Genomic DNA, 20,184 nt, shown 5'->3' with positions numbered 1-20,184 from the left:
CCTTGAGCGTCGCCTGCACCGCCTCGAACTCGGCCAGGTCGATGATCGCCGGCACGCTGATCGGAATATGTTCGGCTTGCGGCTTCACCCGCAGGGTTTTCGAGCAGCGTTTGTTGAAGGTCCACTCGCCGACATACACCCGGTTGGTCAGCAGGCCGTGGACGGTGGCGACCCCGAACCTGGCCCCCGCCCGGGTGCGATAGCCGCGCTCGTTTAGGTAGCAGGTGATAGCCTTGACCCCGAGCGGCCCGCTCGACCCGTCGCCGTGGCGATACAGGCGGAATATCAGCTTGACGGTCTCCTCCTCGACCGGATCGACTGCGAGCCGCTTCTTGACCCGGGCCCCGCGCTTCTCGACCTATTCCACCCTATAGCCGAGCGGCACCGGGGCGCCGTTGTAGAAGCCCTGCCGGGCGTTCTCCTTCATCGCACGCAGCACGTGCTTGGCGTTCTCCTTCGACTGGTACTCGTCGAACAGGGCGATGACCTGGCGCATCATGGCCTGCGCCGGGTCGTCGCCGAGTTCCTGCGTGATCGAGATCAGGCGCACCCTGGCCTTGCCGAGGCGGCGGATATACATCTCCAGGCCAAAACTGTCGCGGAAGAAGCGCGAGTAGGAACGGACGACGACGGCGTCGTAAGGGTGATCGTCGTCGCCCGCGCGCTCGATCATCCTCTGGAACTCGGGCCGGTTGTCGTCTGTGGCCGAGGCGCCCGGCTCGACGTACTCGCCGACCACCTGCCAGCCCTTGGCGGCGCAGAACGCGTGGATCTGCTTGCGCTGATCCGGGATCGAAAGGTCGCCTTCCGCCTGGCGTCCCGTCGAGACGCGGAGATAGCCGCAGATCCTCAGCGCCCCCTCGGGGAGGTTCGCCATGTGCGGGGCTCGGGTGTAAACGGTCATCGGGCGCGGCTCTGCGGCGGGGCGTTCAGGGCGAGGTTGAGGAAAGGCTGTGGCTCGGCCGACTCGGCGGCAAGCCCCGCCGGACGGCTCTCCACAGGAGCCGGTCGGCCGGGCGGTTCCGACTGTCCCGACTGTCCCGACAGTGAAGCCCGCGCCGGGGGAGACAGAGAGATCCGATCACCGGGCCATCTCGCGCAGGAGGGCGTCGAGGGCCGGGCCGAGATACATCTCCAGCACCTCCAACTCGGCGCGGCTGACCGGTACGGGACGCGGCAAGTCGTCGACGACCGTGTAGGCGCAGGCGGGATCGGGCCGGGGTTGCCGGCGCACGAGCGGGCGCGACGGCACCGGGGCAACCGGCCTCGTCCGCTGCGGGGTACACACGCTCGCCGTCCCCACCGCTTTGGTGTCGGGCTGGGCAGAGTGCGTCGGGTCGGCGCCGGCTACCGCGCCCTCGTTCGTTCGTGCCGGCTTTTTTGCGCGAGGCGCGCGAGCCACCGGCGGGGCGGGGATGCTCGACACCACGGGTCACGTGAGGTCCCACGCCGACCGGCGGCCTACGCATCCGGGGCCGGCCGCCGGCCAGCGTGGGAAGGATACCTCACCTTCCCCGGCGCGGCAGGCCGGACCTCCGGGCCGCTTCAGCGAAGCGGCGGCGATCAGCCTGCAGGACCAGGGTCCGGCCAAGCATCGAGCTTGGCAAGGGGGCCGCTCGAAGCTGAACTACGCAGGTCTGAACTCGACTGATCTGGAGATTAGCGAAGGGTTGCCGGCATCTGAGCCCGACCACGCGGCGATAGAATCGGGGTGATCGCGAGGGATGAGCGAGTGCCCCGTTCGGCCGCAGCCGGACGATCCGATGGCGAGTGACGCCTCGGCTGGATGAAGCAGGAACTGGGGATCGAGGCCCTGCGCCGGTGAGGGGCCGGCCCTGGGCGAGCTCAGCCATCGCGGCCGAGCCCTCGCCCGCGGTGGCGGGGCCGTGCCCCACGCCCGCCCTGCGGGGGCGGGACGGTCGCGGGCTCGGGCGAAGGGGGAGCCCGCCCGGCTTGGCCCGGTATCTCCTCCGCGAGGTCGAGGGTCGAGGCCTTCTCGCCCGAGCGTGCCATCAGCCGGGCGAGGGTCGCGCGTCGCTCGTCCGCTTCGACGGGCCGGGCGCGATCGGACAGCGCGCGCTCCTCGCGAACCCGGGCGTCGAGGCCTGCTCGGTCGACGAACAGCCGCGTGACCCCTCGGGCGCGGCTCATCGCGACGAAGGCGTCGTGACGGTCGAGACCGGCATCGCCCCATACCAACGCGGATTCGGTCGTGAGCCCCTGGCTGCCGTAGATCGTCGTGGCGTGGGCGCTCGCCAAGCGAATGCGGCGGTGCTCGTCAGCCAGATCGCGCGGGCGGAAAGAGACCTCTCTGCCGCCGATCCGCGCGGTCAGGCGCAGGTCCGCATCCCGGCTGAGCCCGTCTCCCCTTCCCTCGATACCGGTCAGCACCGCCTCGGTGCCGTTGACGACGCCGAGCGCGTCGAGCCGCGCGAGGAACCTGACCGGGTCGCCGACGGCCAAGCCCAGGAGATAGGGGCGGCCCGAGGACGTGACCGCGGTGAGCGTGGCGGCGTCCGTCGGCGCAAGGCTGCCCTCGCGGCGCAGGACCTCGCGGATGCCGGCGTTCAGCGCCCGCACCTGCACGTTGGTGCGGGCGATCAGCAGCGGCGCGGGGGCCTCGGGGTTTGCCGCCCGCGCCGCGCTCCAGGCCGCGACCATCGCGGCGGCGACGGCCTGCGAACTCGTGCATTCGGTGACGGCGCCCTGTGCGTCGAGGAGCGCCAGCGCCTCCGCGGTCCGTCCCTGTCCGAGGTGGGTCACCACCTCGCGCGTCCAGGCCTCGCGCTGGCGCACGATGGTGTCGACGCGGGTGGTCCCGACTGCGTCGGCGACGATGCGCAGGCCCGGGCCGCCGATCGGCTGGAGCTGCTTGCGGTCGCCGACGAGCCGCACGGCGACCCTGAGCCCGGCAGCGCGGGCGCGCTCGACCTCCGCGAGTATGCGGTGAAGCTGGCGGCTTGACAGCAGACCGGCCTCGTCGACGATCAGGCAGGTCCGGTCAGTCAGGAAGGGACGGCCGTGCGCGGCGCCCTCGAGCCAGGAATCGACCGCCCGCGCCTCGATGCAGAGGTCGTCGCGCAGGGCGTGCGCGACCTTCCAGGCGGTGGCCGCGCCAATGACCCGCCAACCGGATTCCGTCCACGCGGACGAGACCGGCCGGAGCAACGTCGACTTTCCGCTGCCGGGAGAGCCTTCGGCGATGCAGAGGGCGGCCGGCCCGGTCGCCAGCCGCGCCGCCTCGGCCTGTTCCGGGTTAAGTCCGTCCTGTCGCACGAGGTCGGCGACGCGGCTGGGATCGGGGATGCCGGCGAGCGAGACGCCTGCGAGGGCACGGGCCATGCGGCGCAGGTCTCGCTCCAGCGCGATCACCTCGGGGGTGGAGTAGATCGGATGCGGCCAGCGGCGATCCCGGCGGAGGGCGACGACCGCTCCTTCCGCTACGAGACGGGCGAGCTCGGCGTCGGCGCGCGCGGCCTTGACGCCGGTCTCGACCAGCGCGGCGGCAACGCCGGCGACGAGGTGGCGGTGCTCGACCAGCGACTGCGTCTCGGTGAGCGCGCGCGGGACGGCGTCGACCCGCGCGCGGATCAGCGCCTCTACCCGATCCAGCTTGCGCGCCGGCGCGCGCTCCCGGCCGGCCTGCAAGGCGCCCGCGGTCAGAGCGGCGGGATCGAACCCACGGGCGGCGGCACGGGCACGCCACGCGGCCCGCCGATCGCCGCCGTGGGCCTCGAACTCATCCTCGCGCTTGACCCCGCGGGTGGCGCGGGCTTTGGCCGCGGCCAGCGCCGGGGCGTCGGCGCTGTGTGCGATGCCGGCGGCGGCGAGTTCGTCGGCGATCTCGTGCCGGCGCGCCGAGAAGTACGCGCACAGACCGGGATCGACCCCGGCGACCTCGAACAGGCCGTTGCCGCCGGTAGCCTCGATCGCCAGGCCGAGGGTCTGGAGGCGCGAGGCGAGCTCTAGGTGGTAGCGCGCCCCCGCGGCCATCTTCATGGTGAAGAAAGCCTTACCGTCCAGAGCCCCAAAACTTCCGTCCGAACGCAAGGAAGCGTTCACCACGACGGCATGGTGATGGGTCGCCGGGTCGGCGAAGGTCGTTCCGTCGACGTGTTCGGCCGGCCTCGCCTCCCCGTGCCGGAACAGCGCGACGGTGAGGCGGACGGGCTCCCGGATGGCGCCGGCCTTGCCGCGCCGGCAGAAGGCGGCCTCACAGTCGAGGAAGCGCATCGCTTCAGCCACGGCCTGTTCCTGGGCCGCCTCGATCGCGTCGCGCAGGGCGTCGTCCCCGAGCGCGGCCAGGACCGAGACGGATTTCGGCGCAGAGAAGGTGATGTCGTAGCCGCCGGTGCGTGCTCCCCCGTCCGTGGTCTTCATGTGCCCGCCCTGCAGAAGGGCTCGACCGTCGGCGTGGCGGCCGGCATGCAGGTTCTCGAAGGCGGTGCGGGCGACGGGTGTGCCAGCGATGACGCCGAGGGCGGGCTCGGTGAGGAGCCAGCGGCCCTCGGGCTCGCGGCCGCCAAGATAGTATTCGACCTGAGCTAGATAATAACGGGCCGAGGTTCCGGCCGAGATGGTCGCGACCATGTTCGCCTCCGGGAGGGAGGCGTCCGACTAGGGTTGCGGGGCCGCGCGCATTCGGAATCCGAACGATCGGCGGACACGAGCCTGCGCTTGTCCCGGATTCCGACGACCGGGATGCGTCTTGGGCGAGACCTGCACCGCCGACGGGCACGACCCGCGGTTACAGGCAGGAGAGCCGACCATGAGGATCAAGTCCCCCCGTACATCGTCGCCCGAGCTGGCGGCCGAACTCGCCGCCACGACGGCCCTGTCGAGCACGCCCGCGTCCGACTTCCTCACGCTCGGCAACGCCAAGGGCGGCGTCGGCAAGACGTTGCTGGCCACGCTCATCGCCGATCTCTGGACGATGACCGGTCAGTCCTACCGGGCTTTCCAGGTCGACGACCAGCGCCGCCTGGAGGCGATGCTGGGCGCGCAGGTCGGCACGATCGTGCCGGACTTCGAGGCGGCGATGCGCCAGCCACGGGCCCTGACCAGTCCGTTCGCGCCGGTCTACACCGCGCTCGGCGATGCGGCGCGCACTGGCGGCCACGTGCTGCTCGAAGCCGGCGCCAACCGGGTCGAGCTCACGGCGCTGTGGATGCGCAAGACCGAGTTGCAGGAGGACCTCACCGCCTGGGGGGTGCGCCCGGTCGTGATGGTGCCGTCGACCGTCGAGGCGGAGGCCATGCGCCAAGCCACGGTCGCGCTGCGGACCTTCGGCGAGGCGCTGCCGGGAGCGAGCCTGGTCTTCGTCGAGAACCAGCGCGACGGTCGGCTCGCCGACCTCAAGCCGCGCTCCGAGGCCGCCCTCGTCTGGCGCGAGGGGCTCGCGCCGTTCCTGGCCGAGCCGGGACGGCACCACCTCGTGATGCCGCTGATCGAGGCCGACGCCTGGGCGGCCTACGAGGATCACGGGCTGCGGTTCATCAAGGCGATGAGCATGGCCCCGAGCGAGGCGGCGCAGCTCCTCGGCGAGGAGATCTCCGAGGCCAAGATCATGCGCTCGGCGGTGACGGCGTTCGTGCGCGCCATGCGCGTCGAACTCGCCCGGGTCCTGCCCAGTCTCGTCACCCGGGGAGAGGCGTGATGGCCGAGGATCGCCACCCCAGCCCGGGGCGTCCGGCCGGCGCGGCCGAGCCGATCGCGGGGGCGAAGGGCCCCCCGGCGATCGGTACAGGACCCGCTGCGTCTTCCTCGACGGAGCGCGCGAACGCGCGCGAGGCGGCGGAAGAGCGGATCCTGCGCGAGGGCGAGGCTGCGCGCCTCGCCCTGGCCAGTCGGACCGCCCGGGAGGCGCTGGGTGATCCCGGCATCCTCGACGCACGGCGCCTGAGCCGTCTTGGCCCAGACGGCCTGGCGCGGTTTGTCGCCGAGTTGCGTGGCTTCACGCTCGGCACAGGGACGCCGCCCGCGTCCCCTCCCTCGCCCACTGCGCGGGCGGCGGCGCCACGTGCGACGGCGGGGGCGGCCCGTCCTGCGCCTGCGGCCCGTCCTGCGCCTGCGGCTCGCCCTGTTCGTGCGGCTCGCCCTGCGCCTGCGGCCCGCCCTGTCCCTGCGGCGCGTCCGCCGGCGCCCGCGGTGCGCCGGGCGGACTTCGCCGGGTGGTGGCGGTCCGAGAGGACCGGGCGAGCCGGGTTCGAGGCGCTCGGGCGGCGCTGGGGCCTCGTCGCCGGCCTCGTCTCCATCCTCGCCGGCCTCGCCTGGCTGGTGCTGACCCGGCACTGACGCGCGACCCCGCTCGCGCCTGCGCGGGGGCGATCGATCGCCCCCGCTCCCCCACCCTCGACTTCCTCTCTCAACGCATCGGGAGCTTCACCGTGACCACGTTCTTCGACACCCGCCTGGGCACCGCACCGTGCCGGGCACGCGAGCCCGCCGTGATCGCCGCCCTCGCGACCGGCCTCATGGTCGCGATCGCCGCGGCGATCGCCTTCGTCGCCCTGACTCCGCCCTACACCAACGGCTGGCCCGACGCCCATCGGATCGCGCTGTCGGACCTGCCCCGGTATCTCGGCGACACCTGGGTCGATCATTGCCTGTGGGTGCGGGTGGGCCTCGCGCTCGCCTGCGCCGCGGTGGGCGGTCTGGCCGCGGGCTTGGCCAGCTGGCATCGGACGCCGCTGTCGGACTGTGCTGTGGCCATGCCGCACCCGAGCCAGCCGCGGCTCCATCGCGACGAGTATGCCCGCCTCGCCCTCGCGGAGCGCCTGCGGCAGGGCTTCGGTCATCCCGATGCGACCGGGCTCTGGCTCGCGCCCGGCGTGCGGCTGCCGCGCGAGGCAGAGGGCCAGTACCTGCTCATCGTCGGCGACAAGGGCTCCGGCAAGTCCAACATCGCCCGCGCCCTGGCGAGCCAGGCGATCGCCCGCGGCGATCGGGTGCTGCTACACTGCGTCAAGGGCGACGTCTCCCAATCCTTCCGGCCGGGCGAGGCCGCGCTGATCGCGGCCCACCATGCCCACGGCTGGGCCTGGGACGCCGCGGCCGACCTGCACGGCGAGGCGGCCTACCTCGATCTGGCCGCCGCCGTCATCCCGATCTCGGGCTCGAGCGCCTTCTGGGCCCAAAGCGCGCGGGCGGTGTTCGTCGACGTGCTCAGCGAACTCGCGAGCGAGCCCGGGCGCACGACCTGGACCTTCCGCGATCTCGCCGAACGGTTGCTCGACGATCCCGCCGCGATCAAGGCGCGGGTGGAGCGGCTCGACCTCAGCGCCAGTCCGCTGATCGAGGAGGGCGAGGAGGGGCTAACCAACACCACCTTCGGCGTGATGGCCACCCTGTGGGCGGGGACGCTGAACGGTGTCCGGCCGCTGGCGCTGGCCTGGGGGCGCATGCCGCCCGAGCGGCAATTCTCGGTCCGGCGCTGGCTGCGGGGCGAAGGCCCCGGGACGGTCATCGTGCAGACCGCACCGGAATACCAGGAACTCTCGACCCTGGTCGCCGGCTCGCTGCTTCGGTGCGTGGCGGTGGGGGTGAGCGATCCCAGCCTGCCGGTCGACCCGCAGCGGCGCGTGACCCTGGTGCTCGACGAGTTCCATGCCCTGGGGCGGATCGATCGCTTGGAGACCGCCCTGGCGACCGGACGGGAGAAGGGCCTGGTGGTGATCGGCGCCCTGCAGAGCCTCAACCAGGTGCCGCTCGTCTACGGTCCCGTTTTGGGACAGGTGGTGCGGGATCTGTTCCGGATCCGGATCTTCTCGGCGCTGGCGGCCGGGACCTCGGCGGACCAGGCCGAGGCGCTGATGAAGCGGCGGACCCTGGTGTGGTGGGAGATCAACACGGACCTCGACAAGAAGGGCCGGTTCAAGACCGAGCGGGGTGAGCTGCCGCTGGTCTCGGCCACGACCCTGGAGCGCGATCTCGGCGTGCACCAGGTCGGGTCCGACCCGAAGAACCCCGGGCACAAGGTCGTGCGCGCTGTCATCGCCGGGCTCGGTGACGTCTACCAGTTCGATTGGCCTCTCACCGTCTGGCCGAAGCGGCGGGAGGGCTTCGTTCCGGCGGCGTGGCTGAGCGCCGGACGACGGCGGGCGCCGGCACCGTCCGAGGCGACCGGCCCGGCGCGACCTGCCTGAGCGGCCGCTCCGACCCATCCTCCGGGCGGCGGGGGACGCCGCCCGGATTCCAAAGAATACCGCCCCTCAGCCGCGAAGGCGGCCCCGGATTCCGATGTCCGCCGCCCGGGCGATCCTAGGGTCACCGGGCGAGATCGAGAGGCCACCCCCACGGTGTCCTCACTCGCCCGGGATCGGCGCGGCCGATCCCGCGATCCACCAAGAAGGAACCTGACGATGTGTAACGATCAGACAAACGCGATGCGCCTCAACCTCGCTGGCAACGCGTTCCTGCAGCGGGTCAAGGGGCTGAGCGGGCTCGACGGACCCGAAGCCCAGGAGTTCGCCGAGGCCGCCTGCCTTCGGGCCTTCGGCAGGGTCCCGTGCAACATACAATCGATGACCGATGAGGAGATCAGGGCGCTGATCCCGATCGTGCGGGCGGCCCACGCGGCGCTAGAGCTCGTCACGTTCCTGCTCGAGCAGCGCGGGCTCTGAGGACGACAGCCCGCGGGCGGCCTACGCCGCCTGCAGGCCGACTGGCCGCCGATGACCAAGGGACCATCGCCGATCGTCCCGGAGGTCAATCGATGTAGAGGCCCTGCGGCGGGATTTGCCGAGCCCGGTCGCGCCAGCGACCCGCCGCACGCAGCGGCAGCATCAGGAACGGGCCGCGGATCGTGACGGATCCTGCTGCGCCATCGATCCCTCCGCCCGGCCCGATGTCGCCCGCTTGCACCAGGTGGTAGCTTACCGGGAAGGCCTCGCGCTCACCCGCCGCGATCCGATCGGCGGCTTCGATCAACGCCTCCCATCCGGCCACCGGCAACAACTCGACGAGCAGCGCCTCGGCGCCCGCCGCGTCGGGCTCGTCCAGCATGCGGTCGAGAGCGAGCAGGTTCTTGTCGACGATGTCCCGCAGGTCCCAGGCGATGCGCCGGTCCAAGGTCGCGTGCCCCTCCCGGCGCAGCCGTCCGATCCAGCGCGCCAGATCCTCCACGGCGGCGTATTCATGCGCGAAGAACGGATCGTAAGGCAGGCTCATACCGCCGTAGAACGCCGTCAGCAGGCGCCGGCGCAGGGGCGAGGGAGCTGGTTGTATGACGGGCTCCTGATACTCCTCACTATCTCTCTCGGCGGGGGCAGCGAAGCGGACGTGGTCCCGCAGTCGCTTCTTCCGCCAGGCCCTGAGGCGAACCGGACCGTATTGCTCGAGCAGGCGGATTTGCAGTTCGTCGTCCTCGTTCGCGGCTACGGCGGCCGAGCCGCCCGAGGTCGGATCGTTGGCCTTGAGGGCCCGGTCGATCTCCGCCAGGGCGATCCTCAATTCCATCACGAGTTGCGCGATCTAGAGAGCCGCGGCACTCGGATTGAAGGGTCGCCCGAAACAGGCTTCGGCCTCACCCAGCTCGTACTGGATCCGCGCGCGGACGGCCTCGTGATCGAGCCCGCACCACCCTCGAAGGTCGCGCCGGCCCATGCGATCGACTGTATCGGGGGTGGTAGACACTGCCGGATGCACGATCCGACGGACGCTAAAGGCATCGCAGGCCAGAAGGAGGCCATCCCGGTTGGTGATCGGACGCTCGGGGGATTCCAGATCGTCGCCCGCCGTGCCCGACGCCCGCCCACACACGGGCGCCAGGATCTCGTCGACTGGGCGGCGCAGCCAGCGCGGGCGCTCTGCGAGCGGCACGAGCGTCTTGACGCTGGTGATGACGGAACGTCCGATATAGGCGAGGCAGCGCATCGCCACGAGGCTCTCGGCCCGGGCCTGATGATGGGTGAGATAGTCCTGACGCCGCCGCAGCGCCGCCGGACCCAGCGCCTCGGTCAGACCTGCCACCGGCCCGCGTCCGAAGCTCCGTCGGAGGAAGTCCTCCTCGACGGTGCGAGTCGGGAAGGGCGACCAGGTGCGCAAGGTCGCCGCGTGCAGGCGCTCGAAGCGAACGACGCGATGGCGCGGAGCGATCTCGGCCAGAAGCTCCCGTTCGATCGCCGCGAAGTCCAGGGCGGACTCGTGGCCGGGATCGTAGTACACGATGTAGTCGAGGTCGCTGGCGGGCCATTCTGCCAAGCCATCGTCTATCGGCGCGCCGGGATCGTCGTCCCGGTTGTCGTCGGTTTCAACGTGGCGTGGCAGATCTTCCAGGGGCATGGATTTCTCCGGTGGTGAGGGACGGGTCGCCGACGATGGCGCGACGCTCAGAACCCGAGCAGGCGCCGCCGGGCCGCGAGGATCTCGGCGTCGGACAGGTCGGGTCCGGCAAGATCGCGCGCCCGTGTCATCCTCAGTGGTGACGGATCAGGACCGGGCGTGCGCTCCGACGTCCGATGGACCGGCTCCGGTGGGGCCAAGAGGCGATGATCCGAACGGGGCGGCTCGGGGACGCGGTAGGCAGCCACGCTCGTGCGCCGCCGTCGCACCCGTGAGGTGCTGGCGCGGATCTGGTCGGCCGAGAACGCGGCTCCGCCGGACCGGTGCGCGCCGGCCGCGGCGAGCATGCGGGCGATGGCAGGCCACCGTAACCCCGTCGCGCGGACCTCGATCAGGAAATCGATATGTCTCGCGACGACAACATCGAACGCGATGGGTTCACCCGCTAGGGTCAGATCGGCGGCGAACCGGGCCAGGCCGGCTTGGAGGCGTTCGGGATCCATGAATGGGATCGTAGGCCCCGCGACTTACACTCGCGTTCCTTCGATCGTGAAAATCCGAAGCATCCCGAAGCCGTTCGAAATGCTTCGGGATGCTTCGAAACGATTCAAAAATCATGCACACCTGTGCACCTTCGGTTGCGCTACGATGCCTGCAGTGACCAATGCCTTGCTTCCACGGCGTTCCAGTTGTGCACGCATTTGGCGGTACGACCGAGAAGGTATGCTGGGAACGGCAAGGGAACTGGGGCCTACCCGCAGACCAACCGCGGTGTTTCTCATTCTGAGTGTGCCACGGGTATGATACAGGTCCGCAGTGGCGGGGGAGGCGGTCGGGTGAGTGGCCCCGAGGGCAGCACCAGCAGAATGATCACTGATTTCCAGGCGAAATTCCTGGCCCATGAGCTGACAAAGCGGTGTGCGCCAGATAGCTCTGAGCGCCTCACAGGCGCTGTGGCTGGAGCCCAAGTCGATCTGAATCCTCATCAGGTTGAGGCCGCGCTGTTTGCGTTCGCCTCGCCCCTTTCAAAGGGCGCGCTGCTCGCGGATGAAGTTGGCCTAGGAAAGACAATTGAAGCCGGATTAGTAATTTCGCAGCGATGGGCCGAGAGGAAGCGTCGCATCTTGGTTATTGCGCCATCGAATCTGCGTAAACAGTGGCACCAGGAACTCAATGAGAAGTTCCTGCTCCCCGGCGTAATTCTTGAATCAAAGTCATACAATCAGTCGATCCGCGATGGTCTTTTCCAGCCGTTCGAGGTCGAGAACGCAATCGTGATCTGTTCGTATCAGTTTGCACGCTCCAAGGCATCCGATGTGCACCGGGTTCCGTGGGATCTGATTGTGATAGACGAGGCTCACCGGCTGAGGAACGTCTATAAACCATCGAATGTCATTGCCAACACACTCAAGAATGCTCTCGCTCAGAAGAACAAGATTCTTCTGACGGCGACGCCGCTACAGAATTCGTTGCTTGAGTTGTATGGCCTTGTCAGTTTCATCGACGAGCATGCCTTTGGCGACGTGAAAAGCTTCCGCGACCAGTTTGCGAATCCTGGCGATAAGCGGGGTTTTGAGGCGCTGAAGCAGCGGCTGAAACCAATCTGCCACCGCACACTGCGGCGCCAAGTGACGGCCTACATCCCCTATACGCGTCGCCTGCCTTTGGTGGAGGAGTTTACTCCTGCGGACGGCGAAGACCGCCTTTATCAGCTCGTCTCCGACTATCTGCAGCGTGACAATCTGCAGGCGCTGCCCCCCGGGCAACGGTCGCTGATGACGCTGGTTCTCCGCAAGCTACTGGCGTCATCAACATTCGCGATTGCAGGCGCCTTGAACTCGATCTCGAAAAGGCTGACAGCAAAGCTCGCTGCACATGCCGTTGCAACGCCTCTGGAGGAGCTCTCGGAGGACTTCGAAGCGCTTGATGCAACCGCGGATGAGTGGCCCGAGGATGTGAGTGAAGAGCCGCTTACCGGCGCAGACCGCAAAGCGATCGAGGCTGAAATCGCCGATCTCGAGTCATTCGCGAAGCTGGCGACTTCGATCGAGCACAACGCCAAGGGCAAGGCGCTGCTCAAGGCATTGGACGTAGCCTTCGCGAAAGCGCGCGAGCTGGGCGGTGCTGAGAAGGCAATCATCTTCACCGAGTCACGGCGAACTCAAGAGTATCTCCAAAGGATTCTGTCCAGCAGCCCATACGCTGGTGGCGTCGTTTTGTTCAACGGAACGAACACCGACCCTCTGTCCCGCGAAGTCTATGCGCGCTGGATCGAAAGGCACGCGGGATCCGATCGCGTCACCGGGTCGCGGACTGCGGACATGAGATCCGCGCTGGTCGACTATTTCCGTGACGAAGGTCAGATCATGATTGCGACGGAAGCAGGTGCCGAGGGCATCAACCTGCAATTCTGCTCGCTCGTCGTGAATTATGATCTGCCATGGAACCCGCAAAGGGTGGAACAGCGCATCGGCCGCTGCCATCGCTACGGCCAGAAGCACGACGTGGTTGTTGTCAATTTCATCAATCGCAAGAACGAGGCGGACCAGCGGGTCTACCAGCTTCTTTCCGAGAAGTTTCGCCTCTTCGAAGGCGTCTTCGGTGCCAGCGACGAAGTCTTGGGCGCGATCGAGTCCGGCGTCGATTTTGAGAAGCGGATCGCAGGCATCTATCAGGAGTGCCGCCAACCAGAACAAATCCGGGCAGCCTTCGATCAACTACAGCTGGAGCTCAGCCTCGAAATCGATTCGGCGATGAGCCAGACGCGCCAGAAGCTGCTCGAAAAGTTCGACGACGAAGTGCGGGAGAAGCTGCGCGTTCGAGATGAGGACGCGAAGGTGCATCTCGATCGCTATGAGCAATGCTTGATGCGCCTAACCCGCCACGAACTGGATGGGCAGGCAACGTTTCACAACAGCTCGTCCTTCACCTTGCCGGCTCGGCCGCGATGGGCGAACGGCGCGGCGATCCCGCCCGGGCTCTACGAGTTGCCGCGACGTTCTGGCGAGGCGCACACCTACCGGCTCAATCATCCCCTCGGCGAGGCCGTTGTCGCCCGCGCGAAGGCGCGCGAACTCACCCCGGCCGAGGTGCATTTCGACTATGCCAATCACCCCGGCAAGATCAGCATTCTGGAACCGTTCGTCGGGAAGGCTGGCTGGCTGGTCGCGACCTTGATGACGGTCGAGGCTCTGGATGAGGCCGAGGATCACATCCTTCTGTCGGGGATCACCGATGAAGGGCATTTGCTGACGCGGGAGATCTGCGATCGCTTGATGACGATCCACGGCACACGTCGGCAAGACGTCACGCCGAACCCCGACGCCGTGGGCCGCATCGAAAAGTCCTCGAGCGAAGCCCAGGCGCTGATCCGTCGTGGTGTATCGGAGCGCAACGCGCGGTTCTTCGAGGCCGAAGCCGACAAGCTCGATGGCTGGGCGGATGACCTCAAGGTCGGGCTGGAGCGTGAAATCAAGGAAATCGACAGGCTCATTAAGGAGGCGCGACGCGCGGCCACGACCGCCCTGACGCTGGAAGAGAAGCTCGCAGGTCAAAAGCAGATCAAGACGCTCGAGGCGACGCGCAATCAGAAGCGTCGTTCGCTTTTCGATGCACAAGACCAGATTGACAGACAGCGGGCTGAACTGATCGCCCAGATCGAGTCCAAGCTCGAACAAAAGGTCGAGGACGCGCCTCTGTTTACCATCCGTTGGCAGCTTCGTTGAGTTAGAGATTCGAAATGGCTCCTCTCAGCGCACACAATATGTCTCTTCTAGAAATCGTTCTCGGACGAGATCTTGTACCAAATCTGCCTCCTTTGCTTGATGTGACCAAGCCGGCGGATCAGCAGACCAAGAAGAATTTATCCCGCGCGTTCAGCGCGTATGCAATTCAAAACCTGTGCGAAATTACTCCTGTTGACGCTGCAACCGCAGTGGTCGACGACTTTGATGATTTTGGCATCGACGCCATATTCTACCACGGTAGCTCCGAAACACTTTACATCATTCAGGGAAAGTTGAAAGCTTCCGAAACATTCAGCCAGGATGAAGCCAATGCGTTCTGCCAGGGCGTCCGAAGACTGATCAAGCAGGACTTCACCGGGTTCAACGCCCACGTTCTGAGCCGACAAGCCGACATTGAAGGGGCTTTGGAGGCATGCTCTCACATTCAACTTGTTATCGCGCATACCGGTTCTGGCATTAGCAATCACGCGGCGACGGCGATCAATGATCTGTTGAATGATGATGACCACGGCGAAGAACGTTTAAAGAAGGCAGTCATCGACTACGATGCTTCTCGCGTCGTCATTGGTCTACAGGATGGCCAAGCCTATCCCCGGGTGGACGCAACCCTGACACTGCGCGATTGGGCTTCCTCGATGGCGCCGCGGAAAACCTATTTTGGAATGGTGAAAGTAGCCGACCTCATTCACCTTCACGACATGCACGGCAAGGCGCTTTATGCAAAGAATATTCGAACCTTCCTTGGGCAGACGACCGAGGTAAATCGCTCGATCCGAGAAACGCTTGCTAATAGGCCCGCCGACTTTCTGTACCTCAACAATGGGGTTACGGCTCTCTGCGAGCAGATTGAAGCGAAGAACGGCACAAGAGCTGATAAGCGGTTCAAAGTAACCGGAGTTTCCGTGATCAATGGAGCGCAGACCATTGCATCCTCGGCGCGCTACCTTGCAGAGAACACTGGCGCTGACATCTCAGCAGCTTCGGTGATGGTAACACTCATCAAGGCTGACGCCGAGCAGGCCTTCGGGAAGGCGGTTACGCGGGCGCGCAACCACCAAAATCCGGTCCTACTCGCGAACTTCGCTGCGCTTGACGATCAGCAAGAACGGCTTCGGCGAGAGCTCGCCTATCTGAACATTCATTACGCATACAAGGCCGATGGCCCAGAAAATGCACAAGATGCATCACGCATCCGCATCGACGAGGCTGCTCAGGCGTTGGCGCTCTCTCAGTCCGACCCGAGGTATGTCGTTTGGCTGAAGAAGGAGCCAGCCCAACTCCTTGATACAGAGTCCGTAGCATATCAGAACCTTTTCGGCGGCGGCCTGACAGGTATACAGCTAGCAAATTCTGTACGTGTGCTCCGCTACATCCAGCAGCGCATGGTAACCGAATCAATCGTCGCCAACGGACTTGAGCGTTTAACCTACAAGCATGGCGTCTACGTCCTCGGCTTTATTCTGGCAAAGCGAGTCAAGCAGGTCATCGTGGGCGCAAGACTGATGGATGAAACCAAGCTTCGCGCCGAGCTGGGTGCTCCCTTCGATGCTGCTCGCCAGACGCTCTGGGGCGCGGTCCAGCCCAAGACTTTGCTGAAGGGGCCGTTGGGGATTTTCCGCAACCAGACAGACGCCATTCCGCTCCTCCGGGACGCGATGATCGCCCACTACGGTCTCGACGCCGATCCGGCGATTGCGCCGCTTCGAGCCAAGGTCGTTTCAACCGACCCATACCCCCAAAAAGCCCTGTTCGACTATCTGTCGGTAAAGGCGCCGCAGATTGGAAATGTCACATGACCAGAAAACAGAAACTCGAACTCACATGGGTCGGTAAAGAGAACAGGCCGAGGCTGGAGCCACGCATTCTGCTGGATGACATGGAGAAGTCCTATCACGCCAAGCATCGCGTCAGCGACGACGACATTTTCGACAACCGGCTGATCTTCGGCGACAACCTGCTGGCGCTGAGGGCGCTGGAGCAGGAGTTCGCCGGCAAGGTGAAGTGCGTCTTCATCGACCCGCCCTACAACACGGGCAGCGCGTTCGATCATTATGATGATGGGCTGGAGCACTCGATCTGGCTCGGCTTGATGCGAGACCGGCTGGAGATCATCCGGCGACTTCTGTCGGATGATGGTTCGCTTTGGGTGACCTTGGACGACAACGAAGCTCATTACTTTAAGGTAATGTGTGACGAGGTTTTCGGTCGGAAGTGCTTTGTAGCTGATGTGATTTGGAAATCGTCGGACAACAGCAACAACGATGCCAAGCAATTTTCGCTCGATCACAATCACGTGCTTGTCTATTCAAAGAATGAAAACTGGCTGACTATTAAAACGCGAGGCAGCGACGAGAAATACAAACATTTCAAAAATCCAGATAATGATCCCCGTGGACCCTGGTTCGACGGCAATCCCCTTGGTTCGCCGGCCTATCGCGAAAACCTAATTTTCGATCTCATTTCTCCGCAGGGGCATAAGATCAAGCCTCCTACAAACGGGTGGCGATGGTCGAAAGAGACCTTGCAGGAAAAGATTGCGACCGGTGAGATCCGTTTCACGGCAGATGGCAAAGGCATCCGCCGGCGGACATACTTGCGCGAGCAAGGAGGGCTTCCCCCTTCGACACTTTGGATTGATCTTGAGGAGACTGGACACAATCGCCAGGCGAAGTTTGAGCAGAAGCGCCTCTTTCCCGATTGGGAAAAGTCAGAATGGTTCGGAACGCCAAAGCCTGAGCGACTTCTGAAGCGTGTGCTAGAAATCGCTACTGTAGATGGTGATCTGGTCCTCGACTCATTTGCTGGGTCTGGCACGACCGGCGCAGTCGCGCACAAGATGGGCCGCCGCTGGATTATGGTCGAGTTGGGCGAGCATTGCCACACTCACATCATTCCTCGCCTGAGACAAGTCATCGACGGCGAGGACAAGGGCGGGGTGACCGAGGCAACCGGCTGGCAGGGCGGCGGCGGGTTCCGCTACTTCAAGCTCGCGCCTTCGCTCCTCGAAAAGGACAAGTGGGGCCGCGAGGTCATCAGCAAGACCTACAATGCCGAGATGCTGGCCGAGGCGTTGTGTAAGATTGAGAGCTTCACCTATGCCCCGAGCGATAGCGTCTACTGGCAGCACGGCACCTCGACCGAGCGCGACTTCATCTATGTGACGACGCAGATACTGTCGCCTGAGCAACTGGACGTCCTGAGTGAGGAGGTCGGCGAAGGACGAACATTGCTGGTGCTCTGCGCCGCCTTCCGCGGCAATACCTCCGCCTGGCCCAATCTGACGGTGAAGAAGATCCCCAACCACATTCGCGAGCGCTGCGAATGGGGCCATGACGATTACAGCCTCAACGTCGAAAATCTCCCGAAAGCGCCGCCCGCGACGAAGGCTATCGACAAGGCAACACCTCGTTCCGCCTCCCAGCCGGGCCTGTTCGATCTCGCGGTAGACGACCAATGAACCGTCACGTCAACGCCATCTCTGGCCGTCTCAGCCTCCGCGCTCCGCAGCGGCAATCTCTCGAGATTCTCGATCGCGTCACCGAGCTGGTTCCGCCGCGAAAGGATGCCGATCTTGAAGCCGCGCTTGCGGCGATCCGAGCCGAATTTCCGAGCGTCACGGATTTCGAGCGCGACTTCCCAAGCCTGTGTTTCGCGCTAGCAACGGGCGTCGGCAAGACCCGGCTCATGGGCGCGTTCATCGCCTATCTGCACCTGGCGCACGGCCTGAATAACTTCTTCGTTCTCGCGCCAAACCTGACGATCTACAACAAGCTGATCGCTGATTTCACGCCCAACACGCCGAAATATGTCCTGAAGGGCATCGCGGAGTTCGCGATTTCGCCGCCTGTCATCACCACGGGCGACAATTTCGAACGGCAAATAGCGAGTGGCGGCAACCTATTCCCCGTCACAATCAACATCTTTAACATCTCCAAGATCAATTCCGAGGTTCGCGGTGGCCGTAGCCCGCGCATCCGCAGCTTCAAAGAGGAGATCGGGGACAGCTATTTCGACTATCTCGCGGCCCAGAAAGACCTCGTCCTGATCATGGACGAATCTCACCGCTACCGCGCGACGGCGGGCGTGCGGGCAATCAACGAGTTGAAGCCAGTTATGGGGCTGGAGCTAACCGCGACCCCATTCGTCGAGACGACGCGCGGCCCGACGCCGTTCCAAAACGTGATCTTCGACTATCCGCTCGGCCGCGCAATGGCCGATGGCTTCGTGAAAGAACCCGCCGTCGTAACGCGCGAGAACTTCGTCGCGGCCGGAAAATCGCCCGAGCAGCTCCAGCAGATCAAGCTAGAAGACGGCGTGCGCCTGCACGAAAGCGTCAAGGTCGAATTGGAGACCTATGCGCGCCAGGTCGGCGATCGAATCGTCAAACCGTTCATGCTGGTGATCGCACGCGACACGACCCACGCTACTGAACTAATGACGCTGGTGAAGTCCGCCGCCTTCTTCGAGGGACGCTATACGGACAAGGTCATCCAGGTCGATTCCAGCGTGAAGGAAGAGGAGACAATCGAAAGGCTGCTGAAGGTCGAAAGCCCGGAGGAGCCGACCGAGATCGTCATCCATGTCAACATGCTGAAAGAGGGTTGGGACGTTACCAACCTCTATACGATCGTGCCCTTGCGCGCTGCTAATGCGCGGACGTTGATCGAGCAATCGATCGGGCGTGGCCTGCGGCTTCCCTATGGCAGGCGGACAGGGGTCATAGCCGTCGACCGCCTGAACATCGTGGCGCATGACCGCTTCCAGGAGATCGTCGACGAAGCCCGGAAGCCGGACTCCGCCATCCGCCTCCAGCAGGTGATCCTCACAGAAGGGCAGTTGCAGCAGAAGACGGTCACGGTCGAGTGCCGTCCTCAACTTGCCGCCAAGCTGGGACTACGCTCCGACACACCGGTAAACGGAACGTCGGGCTTCGAGGAGGCGCAGGCTGAGTTCACGCACGAGGAGCAGCATGTTGTTCGGATCGCCTATGACGTGATCCGCAAGATGGAGACCGAGCCGTCGCGCCTGCCCAGCGTCGCGCATCTGCAGAAGCCGGAGGTACAGGCTGCAGTTCTGCGGGAGGTCCAAAGCCAGTATCGGGCTTCCCAGCTGGGGCTGGACGGGATTGCCAAGCAACCCGATCTGACAGCCATCGTTGCCAAGACCGTCGACCTTGTCGTCCAGCAGACGATCGACATTCCCCGTATCCTTGTCACCCCGAAGGGGGAGGTGAAGTCGGGCTTCCATCACTTCACGCTCGATCTGTCGCGAATGCGCTACGAGGTGCCGAACGAAACGCTATGGGCTGCTCACCTCAGAACCGGGCAGGTCGATCGGATCGGTCTCGGCGCCGGCAATATCGATGAACAGCGGCTGGAGGACTACATCGTCAGCGGCCTTATCGACTTTGATGACGTGGCCTACGACGAGCACGCCGATCTGCTCTACGACCTCGCGTCACAGGTGGCGAACCATCTTTTGGCGACGCACCCGGAAGACGGCGTTCGCAAAATCCTGCGCCTCCACCAGAAGGAAATCGCCCGCTTCGTGCATGCGCAGATGCAGACGCACTTCTGGCAGGACACGGTGGTCGAATACGAGGTCGTCGTCACGCGGGGCTTCACTGAACTACGAAAGAGCGCGTACACGGCGGCGGCCGGCGAGGCACCTCTCGATTTCCGCGAGTCCCCCTCCGATAAGGCGAATATGGCGCGTTACCTGTTCGGCAGGTTTCAGAAGTGCCTTTATCCAACACAAAAGTTCCAGTCGGATGCCGAGCGGAAGCTCGCGGTCATTCTCGATCGCGAAGCCCAAAAATGGTTCAAGCCCGCGCGCGGGCAGTTTCAGTTGTACTACCGCAGCGGGACAGACCTGCAGGAGTACCAGCCCGACTTCGTAGCAGAGACTGATAACAGCATCCTGATGCTTGAGCCGAAGGCCTCAAACCAGATGACCGAGTCTGAGGTGCTGGCGAAGCGCGATTCAGCTCTGGAATGGTGTCGGCATGCGAGCAATCATGCGGCAAGTCACGGCGGCAAACCGTGGCGCTACGCCTTGATCCCGCATGATGCGATCGCGGAAAACATGACCCTATTAGGTATTGTAAGTCGCTTTGGAAGCTGAGGATATGCAAACTGAAGTCAGCTCTTGCTCACGA

14 protein-coding genes and 1 pseudogene are annotated in these 20,184 nt (G+C 65.2%); 8 read left to right on the top strand and 7 right to left on the bottom strand.

Translation table 11 applies throughout. The features are described 5' to 3' along the window. Positions 1–13: 13 nt before the first annotated feature. The 4 genes and pseudogenes from GGQ91_RS28355 to mobF form a co-directional block, all read right to left on the bottom strand. Positions 14–301, bottom strand: a pseudogene (locus tag GGQ91_RS28355) (recombinase family protein); the annotation flags it as partial. A 57-nt stretch (positions 302–358) separates the two neighbouring features. Next, entirely contained in the window at positions 359–877 is a 519-nt protein-coding gene (locus GGQ91_RS28045) for a recombinase family protein (protein ID WP_246410543.1), read from the bottom strand. 204 nt (positions 878–1,081) lie between these two features. After that, positions 1,082–1,252, bottom strand: coding sequence for a hypothetical protein (locus GGQ91_RS04455; RefSeq protein WP_182591492.1), 171 nt, complete (start codon positions 1,250–1,252; stop codon positions 1,082–1,084). A gap of 593 nt (positions 1,253–1,845) precedes the next feature. Continuing rightward, positions 1,846–4,590 carry a MobF family relaxase gene (mobF, locus tag GGQ91_RS04450; RefSeq protein ID WP_182591449.1) on the bottom strand — a complete coding sequence of 915 codons (2,745 nt, stop codon included), beginning with the start codon at positions 4,588–4,590 and terminating at the stop codon, positions 1,846–1,848. A 178-nt stretch (positions 4,591–4,768) separates the two neighbouring features. Between mobF and GGQ91_RS04445 the strand changes: the two genes are divergently transcribed. From GGQ91_RS04445 to GGQ91_RS04430, 4 genes are all read left to right on the top strand, one after another. Continuing rightward, positions 4,769–5,656: a hypothetical protein gene (locus GGQ91_RS04445; RefSeq protein ID WP_182591448.1), complete on the top strand. Its 888-nt coding sequence runs from the start codon at positions 4,769–4,771 to the stop codon at positions 5,654–5,656. 491 nt (positions 5,657–6,147) lie between these two features. Beyond that, positions 6,148–6,294, top strand: coding sequence for a hypothetical protein (locus GGQ91_RS04440; protein ID WP_182591447.1), 147 nt, complete (start codon positions 6,148–6,150; stop codon positions 6,292–6,294). A 92-nt stretch (positions 6,295–6,386) separates the two neighbouring features. After that, positions 6,387–8,144: a type IV secretion system DNA-binding domain-containing protein gene (locus GGQ91_RS04435; RefSeq protein WP_182591446.1), complete on the top strand. Its 1,758-nt coding sequence runs from the start codon at positions 6,387–6,389 to the stop codon at positions 8,142–8,144. A gap of 240 nt (positions 8,145–8,384) precedes the next feature. Continuing rightward, complete coding sequence (locus GGQ91_RS04430; RefSeq protein WP_182591445.1) at positions 8,385–8,621, top strand: hypothetical protein; 237 nt, start codon at positions 8,385–8,387, stop codon at positions 8,619–8,621. A gap of 85 nt (positions 8,622–8,706) precedes the next feature. Here GGQ91_RS04430 and GGQ91_RS04425 read toward each other — a convergent pair whose 3' ends face one another. From GGQ91_RS04425 to GGQ91_RS04415, 3 genes are read right to left on the bottom strand one after another with little or no spacing between them, the layout of a single operon-like run. Then, positions 8,707–9,456: a hypothetical protein gene (locus tag GGQ91_RS04425; RefSeq protein WP_182591444.1), complete on the bottom strand. Its 750-nt coding sequence runs from the start codon at positions 9,454–9,456 to the stop codon at positions 8,707–8,709. A 15-nt stretch (positions 9,457–9,471) separates the two neighbouring features. After that, the gene (locus GGQ91_RS04420; protein WP_182591443.1) at positions 9,472–10,281 is read right to left on the bottom strand and encodes a hypothetical protein; all 810 of its coding nucleotides are present in this window, start codon (positions 10,279–10,281) and stop codon (positions 9,472–9,474) included. A 47-nt stretch (positions 10,282–10,328) separates the two neighbouring features. Further along, the gene (locus tag GGQ91_RS04415) at positions 10,329–10,784 is read right to left on the bottom strand and encodes a hypothetical protein (protein WP_182591442.1); all 456 of its coding nucleotides are present in this window, start codon (positions 10,782–10,784) and stop codon (positions 10,329–10,331) included. 333 nt (positions 10,785–11,117) lie between these two features. Here GGQ91_RS04415 and GGQ91_RS04410 point away from each other — a divergent pair, with 333 nt between their 5' ends. The 4 genes from GGQ91_RS04410 to GGQ91_RS04395 are packed head-to-tail and all read left to right on the top strand — an operon-like array spanning position 11,118 to position 20,150. Beyond that, positions 11,118–14,006 (top strand): SNF2-related protein, encoded by a 2,889-nt coding sequence (locus GGQ91_RS04410; protein WP_343066751.1) that lies wholly within the window; start codon positions 11,118–11,120, stop codon positions 14,004–14,006. A 14-nt stretch (positions 14,007–14,020) separates the two neighbouring features. Next, the gene (locus tag GGQ91_RS04405; protein ID WP_182591441.1) at positions 14,021–15,823 is read left to right on the top strand and encodes an AIPR family protein; all 1,803 of its coding nucleotides are present in this window, start codon (positions 14,021–14,023) and stop codon (positions 15,821–15,823) included. After that, complete coding sequence (locus tag GGQ91_RS04400) at positions 15,820–17,484, top strand: site-specific DNA-methyltransferase (RefSeq protein WP_182591440.1); 1,665 nt, start codon at positions 15,820–15,822, stop codon at positions 17,482–17,484. The genes GGQ91_RS04405 and GGQ91_RS04400 overlap by 4 nt, the downstream gene beginning before the upstream one ends. Further along, a complete protein-coding gene (locus GGQ91_RS04395) occupies positions 17,481–20,150 on the top strand; it encodes a DEAD/DEAH box helicase (protein ID WP_182591439.1) in 2,670 nt (889 codons plus the stop codon). The genes GGQ91_RS04400 and GGQ91_RS04395 overlap by 4 nt, the downstream gene beginning before the upstream one ends. Positions 20,151–20,184: the final 34 nt, after the last annotated feature.

The organism is Methylobacterium fujisawaense (assembly GCF_014138435.1).
Classification (GTDB): Bacteria; Pseudomonadota; Alphaproteobacteria; order Rhizobiales; family Beijerinckiaceae; genus Methylobacterium; species Methylobacterium fujisawaense.
This window is presented reverse-complemented; position numbering and strand designations above follow the sequence as displayed.